The organism is Desertibacillus haloalkaliphilus (assembly GCF_019039105.1).
GTDB lineage: Bacteria > Bacillota > Bacilli > Bacillales > KJ1-10-99 > Desertibacillus > Desertibacillus haloalkaliphilus.
On record NZ_JAHPIV010000003.1, the window covers coordinates 240,831 to 261,558 of the forward strand.

General features: G+C 41.9%; 12 protein-coding genes. 11 read left to right on the forward strand and 1 reads right to left on the reverse strand.

What is annotated here, in order from left to right; genetic code table 11:
- Positions 1–3 precede the first annotated feature (3 nt).
- The 11 genes from KH400_RS05010 to KH400_RS05060 all read left to right on the forward strand — a co-directional run bounded on the left by KH400_RS05010 (position 4) and on the right by KH400_RS05060 (position 19,412).
- Positions 4–1,449, forward strand: a complete 1,446-nt coding sequence (locus KH400_RS05010) for a stalk domain-containing protein (protein ID WP_217222514.1) — start codon at positions 4–6, stop codon at positions 1,447–1,449.
- A gap of 237 nt (positions 1,450–1,686) precedes the next feature.
- Entirely contained in the window at positions 1,687–2,922 is a 1,236-nt protein-coding gene (locus KH400_RS05015) for a copper amine oxidase N-terminal domain-containing protein (RefSeq protein ID WP_217222516.1), read from the forward strand.
- Positions 2,923–3,206: 284 nt separating this feature from the next.
- Positions 3,207–4,529 (forward strand): stalk domain-containing protein, encoded by a 1,323-nt coding sequence (locus KH400_RS05020; RefSeq protein ID WP_217222518.1) that lies wholly within the window; start codon positions 3,207–3,209, stop codon positions 4,527–4,529.
- A gap of 253 nt (positions 4,530–4,782) precedes the next feature.
- Complete coding sequence (locus KH400_RS05025) at positions 4,783–6,012, forward strand: L,D-transpeptidase family protein (protein ID WP_312889037.1); 1,230 nt, start codon at positions 4,783–4,785, stop codon at positions 6,010–6,012.
- A gap of 133 nt (positions 6,013–6,145) precedes the next feature.
- Positions 6,146–7,285, forward strand: a complete 1,140-nt coding sequence (locus tag KH400_RS05030) for a polysaccharide deacetylase family protein (RefSeq protein WP_217222522.1) — start codon at positions 6,146–6,148, stop codon at positions 7,283–7,285.
- A gap of 200 nt (positions 7,286–7,485) precedes the next feature.
- Positions 7,486–8,850 (forward strand): TolC family protein, encoded by a 1,365-nt coding sequence (locus KH400_RS05035; RefSeq protein ID WP_217222524.1) that lies wholly within the window; start codon positions 7,486–7,488, stop codon positions 8,848–8,850.
- A gap of 187 nt (positions 8,851–9,037) precedes the next feature.
- A complete protein-coding gene (locus KH400_RS05040) occupies positions 9,038–10,438 on the forward strand; it encodes an efflux RND transporter periplasmic adaptor subunit (RefSeq protein WP_217222526.1) in 1,401 nt (466 codons plus the stop codon).
- A gap of 1 nt (position 10,439) precedes the next feature.
- Positions 10,440–13,553, forward strand: coding sequence for an efflux RND transporter permease subunit (locus KH400_RS05045; RefSeq protein WP_217222528.1), 3,114 nt, complete (start codon positions 10,440–10,442; stop codon positions 13,551–13,553).
- Positions 13,534–14,106, forward strand: coding sequence for a TetR/AcrR family transcriptional regulator (locus tag KH400_RS05050; RefSeq protein ID WP_217222530.1), 573 nt, complete (start codon positions 13,534–13,536; stop codon positions 14,104–14,106). The genes KH400_RS05045 and KH400_RS05050 overlap by 20 nt, the downstream gene beginning before the upstream one ends.
- Positions 14,107–14,236: 130 nt before the next feature.
- Positions 14,237–15,973, forward strand: coding sequence for a copper amine oxidase N-terminal domain-containing protein (locus KH400_RS05055; protein ID WP_217222532.1), 1,737 nt, complete (start codon positions 14,237–14,239; stop codon positions 15,971–15,973).
- Between the two features lie 268 nt (positions 15,974–16,241).
- Positions 16,242–19,412 (forward strand): carboxypeptidase regulatory-like domain-containing protein, encoded by a 3,171-nt coding sequence (locus KH400_RS05060; RefSeq protein WP_217222535.1) that lies wholly within the window; start codon positions 16,242–16,244, stop codon positions 19,410–19,412.
- A 528-nt stretch (positions 19,413–19,940) separates the two neighbouring features.
- Here the strand turns inward: KH400_RS05060 and KH400_RS05065 are convergent.
- The gene (locus KH400_RS05065; protein WP_217222537.1) at positions 19,941–20,417 is read right to left on the reverse strand and encodes a copper amine oxidase N-terminal domain-containing protein; all 477 of its coding nucleotides are present in this window, start codon (positions 20,415–20,417) and stop codon (positions 19,941–19,943) included.
- Positions 20,418–20,728: the final 311 nt, after the last annotated feature.

A 20,728-nucleotide genomic window follows, 5' to 3' on the forward strand; every position in this document is an offset into this window, starting at 1 on the left:
GCTATGAAACATATAACAATTTTACTTTTTATACTACTTCTGCTAGTGCCGAGCTTTACAGCACTGGCAGCAAAAACCCCTGCAACGGTTGAAACATATGCAGGCACGGGGGTATTAGGTTTAAAGGATGGAGATCGACTTGAATCGCAGTTTCGTTTCCCGTCGTTTGCTGCTGTTGCTGAGGACGGTACGGTTTTTGTATCAGACAGTAAAAATCATTTGGTTCGAAAGATTAGTGAGGATGGCTCGGTTTCAACAGTTGGCGGTGTGACATCTGAGCTAAATGACTATGGCGAGCCCGCAGGTGGTTTTGTTGATGGTGAATCTGGAGAAGCGATGTTCAATGAACCACAAGGAATTGCAGTAGATGCAAATGATGTTGTATATGTAGCAGATTCAAAAAATGGCGCCATACGTGTCATCGAAAATAATCAAGTAAGCACACTTATTGATGGACTTGAGTTACCGACTGGACTAGTGGTCAATGGCGACGGTGAGTTGTACGTGACAGAAACGTTAGCGCATCGTGTGATTAAAATTAGCACTAATGGTGCAAAAACGATTGTAGCTGGTGGTGACTACGAAAAACGTGATGATTGGTTACTTGGTGGCTATCAAGATGGTGCGGCAGAAGTAGCGCAATTTAATGAGCCAACAGGTCTAGCGCTAGCTGCTGATGATACGCTATATGTCGCAGATACGGGGAATCAGCGGATTCGTTCAATTTCTGCAGGGGGGCTGGTCGAGACCGTAGCTGGTACGGGAACAGAGACTGTAGCCGATACAACTTATTTTGTTGGTGGCTTTGAAAATGGACCAGCTGACCAAGCACGTTTTCGCTCACCGCATGGAATTGCGATCACGAGTGCAGGGGAGTTATATGTAGCCGATACTCTTAATCACCAAATTCGAACCATTTCGGATGATGAAGTAAATACTTTCGCTGGTACATCAGAGTATGGGTTTACCAATGAAATTGAGTCACGAGCGAGCTTCGATCATCCTCATGATGTTTTAATTGTAGATAATGGTACGGTCATCGTTGTTGATTATTGGAATCATTCCTTACGGTCAATTGAACCGTACACCTTACCAAACGGGTTAACGAATGACATTAACGTTGTTTGGGATGATGAGGTGATGGCGTTTGATGTTGAGCCACAGCTAGTTAATAACCGGACGATGCTGCCGATTCGTCAAATCGCTGAAGCGTTTGACTATCAAGTTGTTTGGAATCAGGCGGAAAAAACAATCACATTTATTAATGGTGAAAAGACGATCACGATGAAAATTGGTGAGAAAACGATCGATGGAGATGTTAGATCTGATATCGATATTGCACCATTCATTGTTGAGGGACGAACGCTTGCACCGCTACGTTTTGTCTCTGAAGCGTTTGAGAAAGATGTAATCTGGATTAGCGATTTGAAGACTGTTCTGATTCGTTAGCAGGATGACTAACCGCCTTCATTTTTTGAAGGCGGTTTTCGTGGTGTAGTGCGTAAACATGTAAGGATCATCAGCAAAAAAGCTTACTCGCTTTCCTTGTCATCGAAGGTAGGGTTAGAGGAAGTTCGAAGGGCTGATAGGCCGAATGTACGAATTTTAAATAATAAAAGGAATTAGTGAGCGTGACTAGAAATATATATAGCGAGCGAGGAAAATATTGGGAGGGTAAGAGAAACAATGAGACATTTTATAAAAGGCTTTTTAGCATTAGCGCTAATTTTATCAGTAATCATTCCAGTGAATAGCGGGTTAGCTGCAGCAAATCCATCAATCGTAATTGATGGGGAACAAGTTAAGACAGATGTAGGCGCGACAATTGAGGATGGAAGAGTGTTAGTACCACTCCGTCTCGTATCTGAGTCACTTGGTCAGGACGTTAAGTGGAATCAGCAAGCGAAGACGGTGACTGTGACAGATGCTGAGACAACTGTTGAATTAACGATTGGTTCTGCTACAGCGGTCGTTAATGGAGAGGCAACATCAATTGATGTTCCTGCTACGCTAAAACAAAATCGGACACTAGTACCACTTCGTTTCCTGATTGAAGCTAATGGGCAAGCGGTAAGTTGGGATAATCAAGAAAAAATTGTAACTGTTTCAACGAATGGAGAAGTGGTGACGGGTGTAGAAGTTGATGGCGATGCATTTCTAGAGAAGTCACTTGAGGTTGAGTTAAATAGCTTTTCTACGGAAATGGAAATCGAACAAATCATGAATGTAGCAAATGAAAGCATAACGATGGACATGGCAATGAACCTTGATGTCGTTGTGGACCCATTTGGTATGTATGAGTATGTGGTCGCTGACGTTGAAGGTGAGTCGATTGTTACCGAATCATATTATACAGAGGATGGTTTCTATTCTTACAACGAATTTATTGATACTTGGATCAAATTTGAAGGCGAATTTTACGAAGATTTAATTCAACTGTCTGATATGCAATTAGATCCGACTGCGCAATTAGAAATGATCGATAAATATTTTGATGATTATAGAGTGTGGGATGAAGGTGATATCTATCGCATGACGGTAACGATGTCTGAAGATGGTTATCAAGAGATGCTAGATGAAATTCTCGAGCTGCTATTTGCAGGTTTAGAAGATGACTTTCTAGGTGAAATGGGTGGCGAATTGTATGATCAATTGCGAATTAATGATATGAGTTATACATTTACATTCGATAAAGAAACCCTATACCCACTTGACTATGAGGCGCAAGCAGATTTAGAAATCTCTATTGAAGGCGAGAATATGCAAATCATCCAATCGATGACAGGCAGCTATTCAAACATTAATCAAGTTGAAGAGATCGTCGTGCCAGACGAAGTGCTAGAAGCGGTACAATCAATTGAAGATGCTTTTGGTGAAGAGCTTTACGAATTTGAAGAAGAGATTGAGGTTGAGTTTGAATAAATTAGCAACCTGAGAGTTTACTAGTTTTGGTAGTAAACTCTCTTTTGTTTATGGTTCAGGGGCGGAGTGCGCTAACAAAGGGGAAAAGTCATAGATGTCCGCTTACTCACACCACCTTTGATTGAGTTCGTGAGTTTTATGAGATTCTAACAGATTTACGTTTTTTGAAAGTGATAAGGTTCACACATTACTGAGTAATTCTCGTTTCAGTGCGTCACAGAAGGGTATAAAATAGAAATAGAAGCTACGGAAAGGCATTGTAAATAGAGGGGACGGATGGAAGGATGAAAAGACCTTTTCTGCATTTATTCATGTTCATCACAATTATTAGTTTACTAGTCCCAACTTCTGGGGCTTTGGCACAGCAAATCTCTGTATACATCGATTCTGAGCAGCAACAGTATGACCAGCCGCCAATTATTAAAAATGGATTTACACTCGTACCGTTACGCGGTATTTTTGAAGCGTTAGATGCAAGTGTTGATTGGAATCAAAGTCAACAGGTCGTAACAGCGAAAAAGGGCCAAACGGATATTTCGCTTCAAATCGGATCGTCGGTCGCATTTGTAAATGGTACGGTTGTTCACTTGCAACAGCCAGCGGAGATTGTCAACAATCGTACACTCGTACCACTTCGGTTCGTGTCAGAATCATTAGGCGCCAAAGTGAGTTGGAATAATACGACGAAAACCGTTGCGATTACGACGTTGAATGCTCAACATGGTTCCTCAAACGATAGAGATAATCAGACTGAGAACTCTCAAGAGGTAACGGTGAATGGTATTGAGATCGGTGATCTGCAGTCATCCGTCATCGCTCGTTTTGGAGAGCCTGAGCGTTCAACAAAAAGTGAGTACGGGTTTACGTGGTTAACGTATCATGACAACTATCGTGACTACTTTCAAGTTGGTGTGGAGAATGGTAGGGTGGTAGCCTTGTATACGAATGCGGATTTGATTGAATCGAATACAGGTATTTCCCTTCGCTTACCTAAGTCTGCGGTTGTTGACCATTACGGCCAGTCACTGACATATATTTTAAAAGGCAATACGAAATATCAGTACCAGTCCACGCAAGAACGAGGGTTATATGATCTTGGAGATTCATTCGCAACCGTTTTTTATGACATTCATAACGATCATAAATTAACGGCGATACAGCTCGTAGCCAAGGATGTTGAACTTGGATTACGTGACTTTCATGGTAAGGCTAATGATGAACTAAGGGATAGTTTTGAAGAGCAATTGTTTGATTTAACGAATGCGCTGCGCGTTCGAGAAAACATACCTGCCTTAGTGTGGGATGATCATGCTGCTTCGGTTGCAAGAGAGCATAGTGCAGATATGGCATCACAACAATACTTTTCTCATACGAGCCTAAACGGCCAGTCGCCATTTGACCGGTTAGCAAATGCTGGCATCTCCTACCGTACCGCAGGAGAGAATTTAGCCAAGGGGCAAATCAGTGCAATTTTTGCCCATGAAGGATTAATGAATTCATCTGGACACCGCCGTAACATCGTCAATGAAAATTATCAACGGTTAGGTGTGGGAGTCGCATTTGAAGGGAACGTCCCATACTTCACAGAAAAATTTTATACACCGTAACGACGGAAGAGCTAGTGCATTTAAGATTGATTGCCTAGCTCTTTTTGTGGTAAAGGGGCGGAGTGCGCCAACAAAGCTGATGATCAGTGAAGTAGGCTTACTCGCACCGGCTTTGATTGAAGTATGAGGAGCAGTTGGTTCAAGGATCTGACAAAAACATCTAACAACTGTCAGAAAAATTCCCTACCAAAAAAAGGATACTTATAGTAAAATTTTAGTATAACGATAGAGCGATAGAAAGGTATGAATGCCTGTGAAAAAACTATTTGTGTTTGCATTGTTACTAGTCGGGATACTTCATGTGAGCGATGTTTCTGAGGCGGCTACGAATAAACAATTATTGATTATTAATAAAGCGACAAATGAACTAGCCTTTTTTGACCGGGGCGAACTAGTAAAGACGTTCCCAGTTGGGACTGGTCGGAGTCAGGAGTTAACCCCTGAAGGGACGTTTCCGATCGTCAATAAAATAAAAAATCGTCCTTATTATACGGATGGCATACCAGGTGGCGATCCGCGAAATCCATTAGGCGATCGTTGGCTCGGTTTAGATGCACGTGGTACATATGGCACAACTTATGCGATTCATGGCAACAACAATCCGAGTTCGATAGGTAATTATGTCAGTGCAGGATGTATTCGTATGCATAATGATGACATTCACTGGTTGTTTGATCGTGTCGAGCGATATACAAATGCAGTAATCCTCACGTCTCAAAAATCATTTGAAGAGATTGCTAGAGACCATGGATATCCGCTTTTACCACCAATTGAACTCGTCATCGATGGTGAAAAGCAAGCATTTCAGCAGCCACCTGTACTTGTCAATGGCCGCGTGTTAGCGCCGTTACGAGGCGTTTTTGAGCAACTTGGTGCAACGGTGTATTGGGAGCAGGCGACGCAAACGGTTAGGGCAACGAGGGACGATACAACGGTGTCATTAACTGTAGGGTCAAAGCGAGCAACGATTAATGATCGGGTGGTGGAACTCGATGTTCCGGCACAAACTCGAAACAATCACACACTTGTACCGGTTCGTTTTATAAGTGAAGCGTTTGGTGCTTCGATTGAGTGGAATCAAGCTGAGCGACAATTGAAGGTCACATCACCAAAAGCACCACCAGAGCCGAAAGTTGAGCCAATCGATGTCGTTATTAACGGAAACGAGAAGAGCTTTACGCAGCAGCCATTTTTAGAAAGCGGCACAACAATGGTTCCGCTTCGAGGTATTTTTGAAGAGTTAGGTGCAGTGTTGCAATGGGATCAAGCAACGCAAACCATTACCGCTACAAAAGGGGGAACGGTTGTTGAGTTGACGATTGCAAAAACAAACGCCTATGTCAATGGTGAGGTGATTGAGCTCCGCCAACCAGCGCAAAACGTTAAAGGTCATACGGTCGTGCCGTTACGTTTCATAAGTGAAGCGCTAGGTGCGCAAGTAGTTTGGAATCAAGCAGAAAAGACGGTTTATATTTGGGAGTAAACAGATGCATAACGGCAAGTGGCCAAAGAAGTCCTCAGCACACGGTGAATAATCAAGGCGGTGACTCGCACCGCCTTGATACAAGATTCGATTCATAGAAATAGATAAATATATTGGGAGAGGAACATGAGGGATGAGAAGGTTTTATGTTAGTTTGTTTAGTGTGATCGCTTTACTATTTCTAGCACCAGCTGTGAATGCAGCGGAGGGGGAACGGGATTTAATTTTTGTCGCTGTTGATGATGAGATCGTTACGTTTGACGATGTAAGACCGTTCGTGCAAGACGGGACAACCTACGTACCAATACGCACATTTGTGAACGAGATGGGCGTACGTCTATCTGTAAGTGATCATAAAATCTATTTAGAAAAAGAAGATCGAATCCTTACAGTGGATCATACAACCAATGAATTGACGACTGATGATGGTGAGACGCTAAATCAACATATTTTTATAACGGATGGACGAACGGTCGCACCGTATCGTGCGATTTCCGAGTATTTTGGTTATCAAGTGTCATATATTCCCGAAGGCTTAATTGCCCGTGTAGCAAGCCCGGAGGCAGAGCTTTCAAATGAGCAATTATACATAAAATATGAAGAGGAGATTGATACGGCAAAGGAGGCATATCAGGAATCACTTCGTCCGAAAAAGGTCGCCTACTTAAGCTTTGATGATGGACCGAACCGATATACGAGAGAGATCCTAGATTTGTTAGAAGAGTATGACGTACAAGCTACATTCTTTATGATGCGTAATCATATTTATAATTACACAGCAGATGTCCAGAAGATGGCTAAAGACGGCCACGCTCTAGCGTGTCATGGTGTCACCCATAATAAATCAAGTTTCTATCGCTCAGCACAATCAGCCGCCGATGAAATGACAAGCTGTCAACAGGCAATCAAGGATGTCACCGGTGAAACGTCGAAACTTATTCGCGTTCCATATGGCAGTGTCCCGCATTTAACGACGGCACAGTATCAGGCTTTTGAAAATCGAGATTATAAGATGTGGGATTGGAATGTTGATAGTGAGGATTGGAAATATTCTAATCCAAAAGCATTAGCGAACGACACGATTGCAAAAATTAAAAATCTTGAAAGCAGTGGACAAGCGCCTGTCGTCCTCTTTCATGACCGCAAGCCAACCGTTGCTGCACTCGACGAGGTTCTCAACTATTTAACCACCCACGGCTATGAACTTCTCCCATTAACAGAAGAGATGAGACCATTTAACTTTTGGGATCGTTATTGTATTGGCTGTGAATGAATAAATAATGCTCCTATTTAGTAGGAGTATTATTTTTGTCCAAGCAAAGAGGTGAAGGGTGAAACATTCATGCCTGTAAAAATGTATAAATTGTTGATGTCACCAGTTCGACATGGTGTTTATATTGAGCAATTAAGATAACCCATGGTATAGTAGGAATTATTAGGCAGCAAAGGAATGTGCATAAGGAGGAGAAAACCATGAAGAAGTTAGCAACTATCGCTTTAGGTACAAGTTTATGTTTTTCTAGCATGCAGTTAACGACGTTGGCCGATGGAATTGACGATCAAATTTTAGATGAAGAGATACAGGAAGTTGATGGAGAGCAAGAAGGAATGGACGGTGAAGAAGTGAATGAGGAGGTCGAAGAAGAGTTACTCGAGGAAGTTACATCGTTATCGCTAGAAGATGTAATTGAACGTGGCTTGGAAAACAATTCAATGCTTTTGCTACTCCGCTATGAGCAGGAGCGTTTGGAAAATCAAGACGGTCAAACACGTAAGGACTTGCGTGATGCAAAAAATGATATTGATGATGCTGAAGACGCCTGGGATAATCTTAATGAGATGAGAAGGATGTTAAATCGGCTGTATACAGAAGATAGAGAAGGATTTCAAAGTACACATGGAGATTTTGGGGAAAGTAGACAAGAGCTTCACCAACAGCGTGAGGGGATTGAGAATCAACTTGAGCAGCTCGAGGACTTAATTGACCAATTAGAGCTTGGTTTAGAACAAATTGAATCAGGACAAATTCAATTAAACTACCAAAAAGAAGAAGCGGAACTTATGATGAAGTTAATGTTAACAGCTGACTATGTTGAACTTGTTTCATTAGCAGATCAAATTGCTTTCTTAGAAAATAGCTTGAAGCTACTACAGAATGATATTGAAAGAACGAATCGACAATATCAGCTTGGGCTTGTTTCACGGGATGAGCTATCTAAGCTTTACCGTGATGAAGAAAGTCAGGATGTAGAATTAGAGCAGCTTAAAAAAGATTACCAAAATAAACTTGCGAGATTAACACTTGATATTGGAGTAATGTACAATCCTGAGATTAAACTTGAGCCAATTCCAGTCAATGAGGTTGAAGCCATTGAGCGAGACGAAGACATTGACGAATTAATCGAACAATCATATGAAATGAAGAAAGCAGAAGAGCACTTACGTTTAGCTAAAATTGAGCGAGAAGACGTGTATGAGGATGAAGATGCAAGTCAGTATCAAAGAAATCAAGCAGATATTGATGTCGATATTGAAATAGGGAATGTTGAAGAAACACAAGTAGAATTAACGCAAGCAATTAATGAACTTTATTTTAACCTTGATGAGGCAGTACAATCGGTTAAGGACGCCGAGCGTGAATTAAACTATACAATCGAGGATCACGAGAAGCTTAAGTTACAGCATCAGCTTGGACTAATCTCCACATTCGATGTTAATCAAGCTAGTTTCCAAATAGAGCAAGCGCAATTTGAACTAGAAATGTCAAAAGTGAGCTACTTCATGGTTGCTGAACAAGTCAAGGCGATGGAGGAAGGATTAATACAAGTAAATAGCTAGTAGATTAGGAGGGTGTCTAGATTTGGTGACATCCTCCTTTCTACGTTCACATAATAGCCATAGTGGAATCATAGTTTAAGATTGACTAGACCATTGTACTCAGATTAAAATAAGGTTTGTATACTCAGAACCGACCGGTCAGTCGGAGTGGCCGTTTAAGGATGAAAATATCGGAGGGAGAAGTTGGATGGATCTTGTGAAATCTAAGTCTATGAAAGTAGTATTTTTTACCGTAGTTGCACTCGTTTTTGCGGCTGGCTGTAGTCAGACCGAAGAAGTTGTTGAAACTGTGCATGAAACACCTGTAGAGGTAGCGGAAGTAGTAACAGGAGCATTAAGTGGCAGCAACCAATTTACCGGCACAGCGCATGCAGGTTCAGATGTTCAAGTTATACCTAAAGGATCTGGTGAACTTGTCGATGTCCAAGTGAGTAAAGGTGATAACGTCGAGAGAGGACAAGTGTTAGCGCGAATCAACGATGAAGATCAACGTATTGCACTTCGCCAAGAACAAGCGACATTAAGACAAGCACAGTCAGGCTTGCAACGTGCTGAAAATGGCTTAGCACAAGCAAAAGGTAATTACAATCAAGCGGTAGCAAGCTTAGAGCAAGCAGAGGCTGGATTGAAAGAAGCAAAAGAATCAAGGGACTTTAACCTAGAAAACCTTGAATATGACCTTGATCTAGCCAAAGATCAATTAGAAGAAGCGGAAAAGAATCTGGATCGAATGGAGCAACTCTATAATGAGGGGCTGATTTCAACGGTTGAGTATGACGAGGCAGTTAATGCTGAAAAGCAAGCTCGCTCCGCTGTTGAGCAATTAGAGGTAAATAAGCGTCAAGCCGAAAGTGAAACTAGTCTATTATCATTACAATCTTCAGTCGATCAAGCTCAAATCGGTGTTGATTTAGCTCAATCAAGTGTTCGTGATGCTGAAATCGGTGTAGAAGATGCAAAGATCTCAGTTGAACAAGCAAACATGGCAGTCGAAGCAGCACAAAAGCGTGTCGATGATATGGTGATTAAAGCGCCAGCCAGTGGCGAGGTCGTTTCACTTGAGTCTGACCTTGGTGAGATGGTAACGAATCAAAGTCCGTTTGCACGATTAGTGACGTTAGATAAAGTGAAGGCAACTGTCAATGTATCAGCCGAGCAGTTAATTTTATTTGAATATGGCGATGAAATTGAAGTTGATTTTTCAGGCCTTGAAGAGACAAGAACTGGTACCGTATCTTATATTTCTCCAACAAGTAATGATTCAGGCTTATTTACAGTCGAAGTTGAAGTTAATAATTCTGAACGAGAGATTCGTCCAGGTATGGTAGCAACTCTTGTTATTGAAGAAGTTCTTGTAGAAGATAGTATGATTGTGCCAACAACAGTAATCATCGAGCGTCAAGATGATATTTTTGTCTATATCGTTGATGGCGATCAAGCGGTACGTAAAGATGTTGAAGTCATTCGCTACGATACAGAATTTTCTGCTGTCGTTGGTGAAATTAATGAGGGAGATGAGGTCGTTACAAGAGGACAGAACCTCCTTAGTGACGGTGATTTAATCCGAGTGATAAAGGAGGACGACTAACGTGAAGCTAGTTGATGTTTCCGTAAAACGTCCAGTCGGCGTCATCATGATCGTCATTGCGGCGTTAGTCCTCGGTGCGATCTCATTGAAAAACCTAGCGATTGATCTATTTCCAGAGATGGAAATTCCAGTCGCAGTTGTAACGACAAACTATGATGGCGCTGCTCCACAAGAGGTTGAGCAGCTTGTCAGTCGGCCAGTTGAATCTGCGGTCGGTGGCATTGAAGGGGTGACATCGGTTGAATCCGTATCTTCACCAGGGTCGTCACTTGTGGTTTTACAATTTGATTGGGGAAGAAATATTGATGAATCGATGAACGATATCCGTGATCGCATCGACCAAGTAGCTGGGATGTTGCCTGATGGCGCGGACAGACCATCAATTTTACGCATTGATCCGCAACAGATGCCAGTGATGTGGATTGGCTTATCAGGTGCGGACCCACAGCGCCTCACAGAAATTGCTGAAGATGAAGTTGAACCATTCTTTGAACGTGTCAGCGGGGTCGCCTCTGTAGGTCTTGAAGGCGGGCAACAGCGTGAGATTCAAGTCGAGTTAAATCGAGCTCAACTCCTAAATTACGGTTTAACAGGCTCTCAAGTTGTCCAAGCAATTAATACTGAAAACAATGCAACCTCAGCGGGCAATTTAACAAGAGGTTCGCAAGATTTACAGCTACGAATTGACGGTGAGTTCACCTCAATTGAAGATATCGAAAAAACACCGATCCCCCTACAGCAGGGCGGTAGTGTCAAAGTTTCAGATGTTGCGATCGTCAATGATACGTATAAAGATGTAACTTCGAAATCACTCGTTCACGGTGAGGAAGCGATCGTTCTTTCCATTATGAAACAATCTGATGGTAACACCGTTGAAGTGTCAGATGCGATGTATGGTGCGATTGAGGCGATGCAAGCAGAATTAGAGGCTGAGGGAATATCGCTATCAATCATCATTGACAGTGCTGACTTTATCCGTGATTCGATTGATAGTGTTATCAATAATATGCTTATTGGTGCAGTAATGTCGATTGCGGTTCTTCTCTTGTTTCTACGAAGCATTCGCACGACACTTGTCATCGGGATTACAATTCCGATTGCGATCATCTCAACATTTACACTTATGTATTTTACAGGCGAGACGCTAAACATTCTTTCGATGGGTGGTTTGGCGCTTGGGTTAGGGATGATGGTCGATAGTGCGATCGTTATAATCGAAAATATCTTTAGTAAACGACAGCAAGGCTATTCGATCATGGAGGCAGCGAGAGAAGGGGCTTCAGAGCTTGGACCGGCCGTGCTTGCGTCAACATTAACAAGTGTTGCCGTGTTCGTACCGATTGTCTTTGTCGAAGGACTGGCAGCCGAATTGTTCCGGCCGCTCGCCTTAACGGTGGCATTTGCCTTGTTTGCTTCACTCATTTGCGCTTTAACGTTAATTCCGATGCTCTCTTCGAAGATGCTCGGCAATTCAAAGGCATTGGAGGAGGAAGAAGAAAGTCGTGGTTTTAATAAGTTACTTGACAAGCTTAAAGCTACTTACAAAAAAGTACTTGAACGCGCATTGCGCCTTCGCAAAACGGTTGTTGCCGTAACAGCAGCGCTTGTTGTAGGTAGTTTAGCGTTAGTACCGTTTGTTGGCTTTGAGTTTATTCCAGGAGCCGATCAAGGACAGCTTGAAATCCGTGTAACGACGAATACGGGAGCGAATTTAGAAGAAACGGAATCTGTCGTTCATCAAGTTCAAGCAGAAATTGAGCCGTATAATGATATTGTCCAATCGAACTATGTTTCGATTGGTGGCGGTGGCGGAGCGCCAGGGATGGGTGGCAGCTCGAATGAAGCAACTTTTACCATTCAACTTGTCAGCCCTTCCGAACGAGAAATGACAACAGATGAGTTTGTAGCAGCGATTGAAGAAGGAACCCGTGACATTGCAGGTGCTGAAATTGCAATTGTGGGCATGGAAGCTGGTATGGGGGCCGGATCACCGATTCAGTTAAACATTGCGGGTCCTGATCTAGACGTCTTAACTGATTTATCTTATCAAGTGATGTGGCTGTTAGAAGAAATTGATGGTACGACAAATATTGATAGTACCGTGTCAGAAGGACGACCTGAGCTTCAAGTTGTCGTTGATCGCGACCTAGCAGGGCAATATGGTCTCTCTTATCAACAAGTCATGACTGAAGTGTCACTTGCCTTTGAAGGTCAACTAGCGACGCAATACCGTACGGATGGTCGTGAATATGATGTACGAGTGATCTTGCCGGAAGATACACGGCAAACGATTCGTGATTTAGAGACAATGGCTGTTCGCTCCAATCATGGTGTTGACGTACCGTTATCGGCTGTTGCTGACTTTAAGCAAGTGCAAGGTCCGACAGAAATTAACCGTAGTAACCAGCAACGTGAAGTTCGTGTAACAAGTGATATTGCTGATCGCGACCTAGGGAGTGTCAATCAAGATATTCAACAGCGCCTAGCAAACGTCAACTTACCAGATGGTTATAGTATTTCCGTTGGTGGGGATGCTGAGGATATGCAGGAGTCGTTCTCGCAATTAGGTCTTGCGTTTATATTGGCGATTTTCCTTGTTTATCTTGTTATGGCTGTTCAGTTTGAATCATTTGTACATCCATTTGTCGTGATGTTTTCACTTCCAACGATGATTATTGGTGTATTTGTTGGTTTATTTGTGACCAATACTCCATTAAGTGTTACGGCGTTAATTGGGCTGATCATGCTTGCAGGTATTGTTGTTAACAATGCGATAGTTCTTGTCAGCTACATTAATATCCTCCGTGACAAAGGAATGGATCGTTATGAAGCAATTATTGAATCGGGTATAAGTCGTTTACGTCCGATCTTAATGACAACGATGACGACGGCTCTAGCGATGGTGCCTCTAGCGTTAGGCATTGGAGAAGGTGCAGAGATGCAAGCACCTATGGCCATCGTGATTATTTTCGGTTTACTCTTTTCAATGGTGTTTACATTAGTGCTTATTCCTGTTATGTATGTGATAGTTGATAACTTCTCGAGCAAAGTTAAGGGGTTATTCTCAAGAAAAAAAGATGCAGGGGCTGTTGAAATTGCAGACGAAAAAGAGTAAGCGTGAGCGAATCGTTGAAGCGGCCCTAGATGAGTTTTTAGAACTGGGGTTTGACAGGGCAACGATACAAGCGATCGCAAAACGAGCAGGGGTAGGAAAAGGTACAACCTATGAATACTTTTCTAGTAAAGAAGAGTTGTTTAGTGAAGTTGTTGAAACTAATGTTGATTATCTTGTTGCTGAACTCATAGAAGAATTGGATGATTCAGTGCCTTTATATGAAAGTGTACGACGATTTTACCAACGAAATTTGAATTTTGTTTTATCGGAGTCGAAATTTAAGCAAATTTTACTTCAAAATTTCGGTAAGATCCCTGAGGACTTGCAGCAACGTATGGTTAGTAAACAACAGCAGCTTACGATCAGCATTGAAAAGCTTTTAGAAAAAGCGATAGATCGAGGGGAGATTCGTGAGCTAAACCCTCGCGTAGGTGCTTCGATGCTCTTAAAGGGACTACAAGTAATCTATCATTATCAACCTAAACAGGGTGAAACTTTAGCAGAAGTGATTGAAGAACAATTGGAGATTATGTTCCGAGGTATGAGACCATAACTCTTCCCTATGAAAGCCTGCAGAATTGAATACTGCAGGCTTCTCAATTACACAAAATCATTGCCAAAGTTTGCTAATGCTAGTAAACTAGTTAAGAAAAATGTAAAAAATCCCGGAAAGGGGTGTGTTAATGCGTAATATATTGACGATTGTTGTCGTATTTTTGATGTTTTTCTCTTTTACAAGTATGTCATTTGCGAATCAAGAAAGAAAAGTTACGTTGCTTATACATACATCACAAATCTATGAAGGAAATTCTGTCACGCTAGCACAGGCTCCTCACATCATTCGCGATGGTGTCACATATGTGTCGATTCGCTCGATGGCCAATTATCTTGGTTATTCAGTGTCTTACGATCCATTAACAAAAGAATATGTGATTAGAAGTAATCAAGGTGAATTGAGGTTTATTCCAGATGGACAAACGTATCGCGTGGATGGCGAGCGTCACGCATTTTCACATGGCCGAGCGTTAATTGAAGATGGTTCTATGATGATACCGCTTCGAGTCGTTGCTGACCATGCTGGCATTAAACTGGTACCGAAAACAGCTGAAAATAAGGTTGAACTCATTTGGAGAGAAGGTGAGGCGTCACAGTCAGAGCCTGAGCCTGTTTTTGAAGCTAACTTTGTAACCGATAAAACAACGTATAAAATGGGTGAACCAGTTATCTATCGCGACATTAGTAAAAATGGGACGAGCGAAATCGTCCGACGTACGTGGCATAATAACGAATGGGCATTTTTTGAGCCAGGACCACAGACGATCATGTTAGAGGTTGAAAATAAAGACGGTGAGATAAGTACAGCTACTCGTACAATCACGATCACAGATGAACAGTTATATACGATTGAACAGATTAATAGTAGATTTACACCATTGGGTAGTAAATTCCCGATTGAGCGTGATTATGTATTGAGCTTCCCAACGGTTCCGTATGAGGTTGAAAATAAGGAGTCACCTGTCTTTCGAAGCAATAGCCCTGAACGAACGGTAAGTGAAGGTGTCTATTATCGTGATGAGGCTGAAGGTGATGTGCGTTTCATCATCCATAAGCAAAATGCAAGACCACAGCCTGTACAAGTTTATGTTGTCGCCCGAAATATCGGGGATCAAGATGCCACGGTAACAGTAAATAATGTTGGTGTTAGTGGACCGCGAAACTATGTATCTAGTGCTGGTCGTTCTGCGATCGCAGACTATTTACGATCGTATGCAAGTAACATTCCTGAGGGCGAGTTTACGATAAGGCCAGGTGAGACGAGAGCGGTCATACCGACAATTAGCGCCCAGACGCTAGCTCCAGAACAAATTTTGACGGCATATGCAGATCTTCATTCAGATGAAAACGTACGCTATGAAGTGATTGTCTTGGACGAAGAGAATACGTTATTAAGTACGCTACCGTATTTGCAACGTGTTTCAGCGGCACAAGATGGTATTCACATTCGTGGTACATTTGCTGAAGGTGATCGCCACATGCGTGTCAATGAACGAATCGGTGACGAGAAAAGTCGAATTGCGATTGGTGATGGTACAACTGATCCGTTTATTACCGGTGTCGATAAGCTAACTGGCAGTGAAGAAGTGAACCGTGGCAATTTTGGTGTGATGTATCACCTTGAGTTTGAGGAAGTTGCACCTAATACAGCAATTGTGGTCAATCCACGTGGTGGTCATTATGCCGGAGCATTTTTAGTAAATAACAACCTTATCTATGCGCCAGCTGCAGGTATTCTATCAGGCCCGACAGAAGCTGGAGTGATCTATCGCACAGGCAATCGTGCTGAAGAAGTGACGATTTCATTTAGTCCAGCAGCAGGAAGTAACCTACCAATTAATGTTGTGTTTATTCCATATCAATAAAAGTAATGATAGACGGTTATGCAATGATAAGTTGCTAGCCGTCTTTTTTATCCCCCTAGTCCAGTACGTGAATATCCGTGAGAGAGGTAAGATAACCTAGTCCTCTCTCTATTGGAAATGATAAGGTCTATTTACCAACACCCTCCTATAGCTTAGCGTTCGAAAATCTTATAAAGTATTACTTGTGAGACAGAGACAACAACGTCTTACAAAACAGTTTACTTCTATAAATACTTTATATATATATTCCAAGGGGGAAATTACATCAATGGGTTATCAACCAAAAAACTTTCGTAAATTTTTAGCAACATCAGTATCGGCAGCAGTCGTAGCAACAGTCGCAGCACCAATGGGAGCGGTACAAGTAGCAGCTGCAGAGAATCCTTTTTCAGATGTTGTTGAAGGTACTTACTACTATGATGCTGTTACAAAAATGGCTGAAGCTGGTTTTATTAACGGAATTGGAAATGGCCAGTTTGGTACAAACCTCGAACTAAAACGAGGAGATGCAGCAGTATTATTCGCTAACTCATTATTATGGGACACAGATAATGTCTCAGACAACCCATTTACGGATGTTGAAAATATTTACTACCATAATGCAATTGTTAAAGCACAAGAGCTTGGCGTGATCAACGGACGTACAGCAACAACTTTTGCTCCGCAAGATAGCTTAACTCGTGGTGAAATGGCAGCTCTTTTAACGCGTGCGTTTGATTTAGAAGCAGATTTAACTCAATCAGTACCATTTACTGATATTGAAAATGAATACTTTAAAGAAGATATTATCGCTGTATACCAAGCAGGTTTAACTGAAGGTGCTACTGCAACTACATTTAACCCTAAAGGCACAGTGACAAGAGCACAATTTGCAACATTCCTATATAGACATGCAACAGTACAAGAAAATGTTGAAGCACAAATTAATGTAGAAACACCTGAAATCACAAGCTTCAATGCGATCGCTAACGATGACCAAACAATCGTTGTTAACGGAGCTGCAACAGATGCAGAACGCGTAGAAGTAAGCCTTGATGGTGAAAACTTTGTTGAGGCAGAGTTAGATGAAGAAGGTAACTTCACATTCACTTCTGATCAATTAGATCCTGGCGTTTATTCAGTATCAGCGATCGCTTACAATGGCGAGGTTGCTTCTGAAGTAGCTACAGAAGATGTAACAATTGTTTCAGCTGAAACTGGAGTTGCAGGTTTTGTATCATTAAGTGGTTCAGGCGATGTTGACGGAATTACGGTTTCTGTCGATGGAAAAGAAGCAAAAACGAATAAAGATGGCTATTTTGCTATTGAAGGAATTACGGCTGGAGAGCATACAGTAACAGTTAGTAAAACTGGTTATGAAACAGAAGAATTAACAGTTAATGTCATTGAGGACAAAGCTTCAGCTATTTTCGTTGAATTAACTGCTTTAGCTAAAGCTGACATCGAAATTAACGCAACAGTTGTTGACAGCCAATCAGCTGCTCCAGTTGTCAATGCAGATGTTGTTCTAGAGCGTTATGACGAAGATGAAGACGAGTGGGTTGCAGTTGACTTAAATGATGCAGCAGAAACTAATTCAAATGGTCAAATTGTGATTGCTAATAATGCAGAAACAAATGCAAATGGCGCACTAAACTATGGTGACGAACTTCGTTTACAAGTAAGCAAAGACTACAACGATGGAAACCTTGATGGTGCATATCATGCAACAGACTGGATCGAGTTCTCATTACCAAAAGACCGCAATGTAACAACAGTTCTTGATGGAATTGAAATGGATGCTGTTGAAGCATTAACAATTGACGGTACGGTATTAAATGCTGAAGAAGACGCTGTAGCTTCACAAACAGTTCAATTATTTGACCAAGGTGGAGAAAATCTATTAGCGAATGTCGACACAAACGCTGAAGGTGAATTTGAATTTGACGGCTTAACATTACCATCAGGCACTTACTTTGTAAAAGTTGATACAGGTAGTGCAGAAGACGCAATCTACACAGCTGAGCTAGAAGTTGTTGAAGGTCAAGATGTAACAGCTGACATTAACCTAGAAGCTGGTTTCGATGTTGATGTAACAATCGGTGCAGCTGGTGTTGCGAATGAATTAAAAGCTGATGACACGTATAAAGCTCAAATCGTATCAAATGGTGTTGTTGTAGCTGAAGACGAAGCAGAGATCGCGCTAGATGGTGATGCTAGATCATTAGGATTCAACTTTGATCGTATCCCATCAGGAGACTACACAGTTCGTGTATCAGGCGACTACATTTTACCAACTGAGTTCACTGTAACTGTTGATGGTGATGACGCAACAGCAGAAGGTAATGTAACAACTGCTGGTGTGATCGAAGGTTCAATCTCAGGCGTAAGTGAAGATGCACTAGTTTCATTAGTTGATGCAGACGGTGAAGTAGTTGATACAGTTGAAACTACTGACGCTTACAAGTTTGCTAGCGTAGCAGCTGGAGACTATACAGTCGAAGTCAGCAAAGCTGGTTTTGAATCAAAAGCATCTGATGAATTTACTGTAGAAGCGAAACAACAAGTAACTGGGGTTGACTTCACATTAGAAGCAATTGAAGAAGTAACTTCAGCAACTATCTCTGGTTATGTTCGTACTGAAGGTTCTCTAAATCCAGCAGCAGGCGCTTCTTTATCATTCTACGCAATTGCTGTTGAAGATGAAGAGCCAGGTGCATATGTAGATTCAGTAGCTGTTGAATCTAATGGTTCATACAGCAAGGAACTAGAAGAAGGAACGTACCAAGTCGTTGTTCGCGATGGTGGAAACCACGAAACATTTATGACAACATTAAATGTAACTGCTGATAGAGACCGTGAAAATGTTAACTACACATTAGAAGCTGGTGGCGAAGCTAGCCTTGAGTTAACATTAGTTGACGAAGATGGTGAAGAATTAGATCCAACTAACATCACATTTGACACATTAGCTCTATATGATTCAGAAGCTGATGCAAGTGATGAGTCAACTGACCCAGCTCTAACAGTAAATAGTGCTGATGTAACAGAAGAGACAATTACGTTTGCTGATCTTTCAGCTGGAACGTACACATTAGTATTAGAAGCTGATGGCTACAATGATGTTTCTCGTTCAGTTGAAGTTACGAAAAATGACGATGCAACTCTTGAAATCTCATTTACAGAAGTAGTTGAAGCTGAGGAGCATTCAGTAAGCCTACGTGCGATCCATGCAGACAATAATGCAAACTTTGATGGTGCTACAGTATTAGCATTTGATAAAGATGGTGAAGTTGCTGCACGTACAACTACTGACGCTTCTGGTGAAGCAGCATTATCACTAGTTGATGGAGCGTATACAATTGCTGTAATCGCTGATGGTTATGTTGTTTCAAAACAAACAGTAACTGTTGATGGTGATGATGTAACAGCTGCTTTAGTACAATTAGCTCAATACTAAGACTCTTTGAAATAAGAGAGAGCATTTGAGTGATTAAGATTATAGAAAGCCCTTTGGAGCAATGTCTCCGAAGGGCTTTTTAGTTGTAAAGGGTACGGAGTGCGCTAGCAAGGGTGAATAATCAGTGAAGTGGGCTTACTCACGCCGCCTTGGATTGGAATATGGGTGAGAACACACTGGTGAGAAGAAGTGTAATCAATGAGGGTGGTAAAGGGTACGGAGTGCGCTAGCAAGGGTGAATAATCAGTGAAGTGGGCTTACTCACGCCGCCTTGGATTGAAGGAAGAGGGAGAGCGCCCTGAAGAGGAGGAGTGTATTCGATGAGGGTGGTAAAGGGGCCGGAGTGTGCTAACAAGGGTGAATAATCAGTGAAGTGGGCTTACTCACGCCGTCTTAAATTGCAGAAAGAGAGCGAGTGATCGGGAAAAGAGAAGCAGGTTCAAGGGGGGTGAGTTTATTGGGTAGCAAAAAAGAGGCTAGAATAAAAGGTTGAATTTTTTACCTTTTATCCCAGCCCGTTTTTCGTAGTTACCAAATATCAATTACTTCTGGAGCAAGTCCTTCATCTTCTTCCTCACTAATTACTGTTTCAATCGTTACTGTTTGCGTTTGTTGATTCCAGCTTACATCGGCTCCGGTTGCTTCACTAATAAAGCGGAGTGGGACGAGAGTTCTTCCTTGTAAAATCTGAGCTGGGACATCTAATTGCTGCGCATCACCATTTACATAAGCGGTTGTTTGATTGATCGTTAAGGTGATGTTCGTTCCAGGCATCTCACCAGTAACTTTTTGCGTAGCTTGTTCCCAACCTACAGACATACCGAGTGCTTCAAAGATGGGGCGGAATTCAACGATTGTGCGGTTATTTTCTAATAGTGGATCATTTGTAAATTCTAGTTTTTCTCCATCAACAAAAACTGTTATCGGAGACGATGCATCAGCTTGTACAGGTGCAATCGATAGAATCAGAGCGAAAGCAAGCATCGTCAATATTCTTTTCATCATAGTGATTTCCTCCTCTAGCATAATTAACCTCTATTAGAGTATATCATCATTTGTAAGGTTAGTGGTTAATTGTTTCAGTGGGACCCTAGGTGCGCTATTTTTGAACAAAAGAGTGTTTATAGGGAGGAAGAGGACAGAGGGTTCGCTAATGGCCCGAGATGAATTGGAAAATGGGTTAGGAATAGCAAATAACGGAATGAGAGTCCATATAGCCTCTAAAAAGTGCTAGATTTGGGGAAATAGCGGATCTAGGGTCCTCATCTCTCCTCGCCTCTCCAGGCTTGTCTTTTTCAACGCAAAAAAAGGACCAA

Coding starts and splice junctions, on each gene's coding strand:
- KH400_RS05010 (WP_217222514.1), top strand. CDS start 4: ATGAAACATATAACAATTTTACTTTTTATACTACTTCTGCTAGTGCCG.
- KH400_RS05015 (WP_217222516.1), top strand. CDS start 1,687: ATGAGACATTTTATAAAAGGCTTTTTAGCATTAGCGCTAATTTTATCA.
- KH400_RS05020 (WP_217222518.1), top strand. CDS start 3,207: ATGAAAAGACCTTTTCTGCATTTATTCATGTTCATCACAATTATTAGT.
- KH400_RS05030 (WP_217222522.1), top strand. CDS start 6,146: ATGAGAAGGTTTTATGTTAGTTTGTTTAGTGTGATCGCTTTACTATTT.
- KH400_RS05035 (WP_217222524.1), top strand. CDS start 7,486: ATGAAGAAGTTAGCAACTATCGCTTTAGGTACAAGTTTATGTTTTTCT.
- KH400_RS05040 (WP_217222526.1), top strand. CDS start 9,038: ATGGATCTTGTGAAATCTAAGTCTATGAAAGTAGTATTTTTTACCGTA.
- KH400_RS05055 (WP_217222532.1), top strand. CDS start 14,237: ATGCGTAATATATTGACGATTGTTGTCGTATTTTTGATGTTTTTCTCT.
- KH400_RS05060 (WP_217222535.1), top strand. CDS start 16,242: ATGGGTTATCAACCAAAAAACTTTCGTAAATTTTTAGCAACATCAGTA.
- KH400_RS05065 (WP_217222537.1), bottom strand. CDS start 20,417: ATGATGAAAAGAATATTGACGATGCTTGCTTTCGCTCTGATTCTATCG.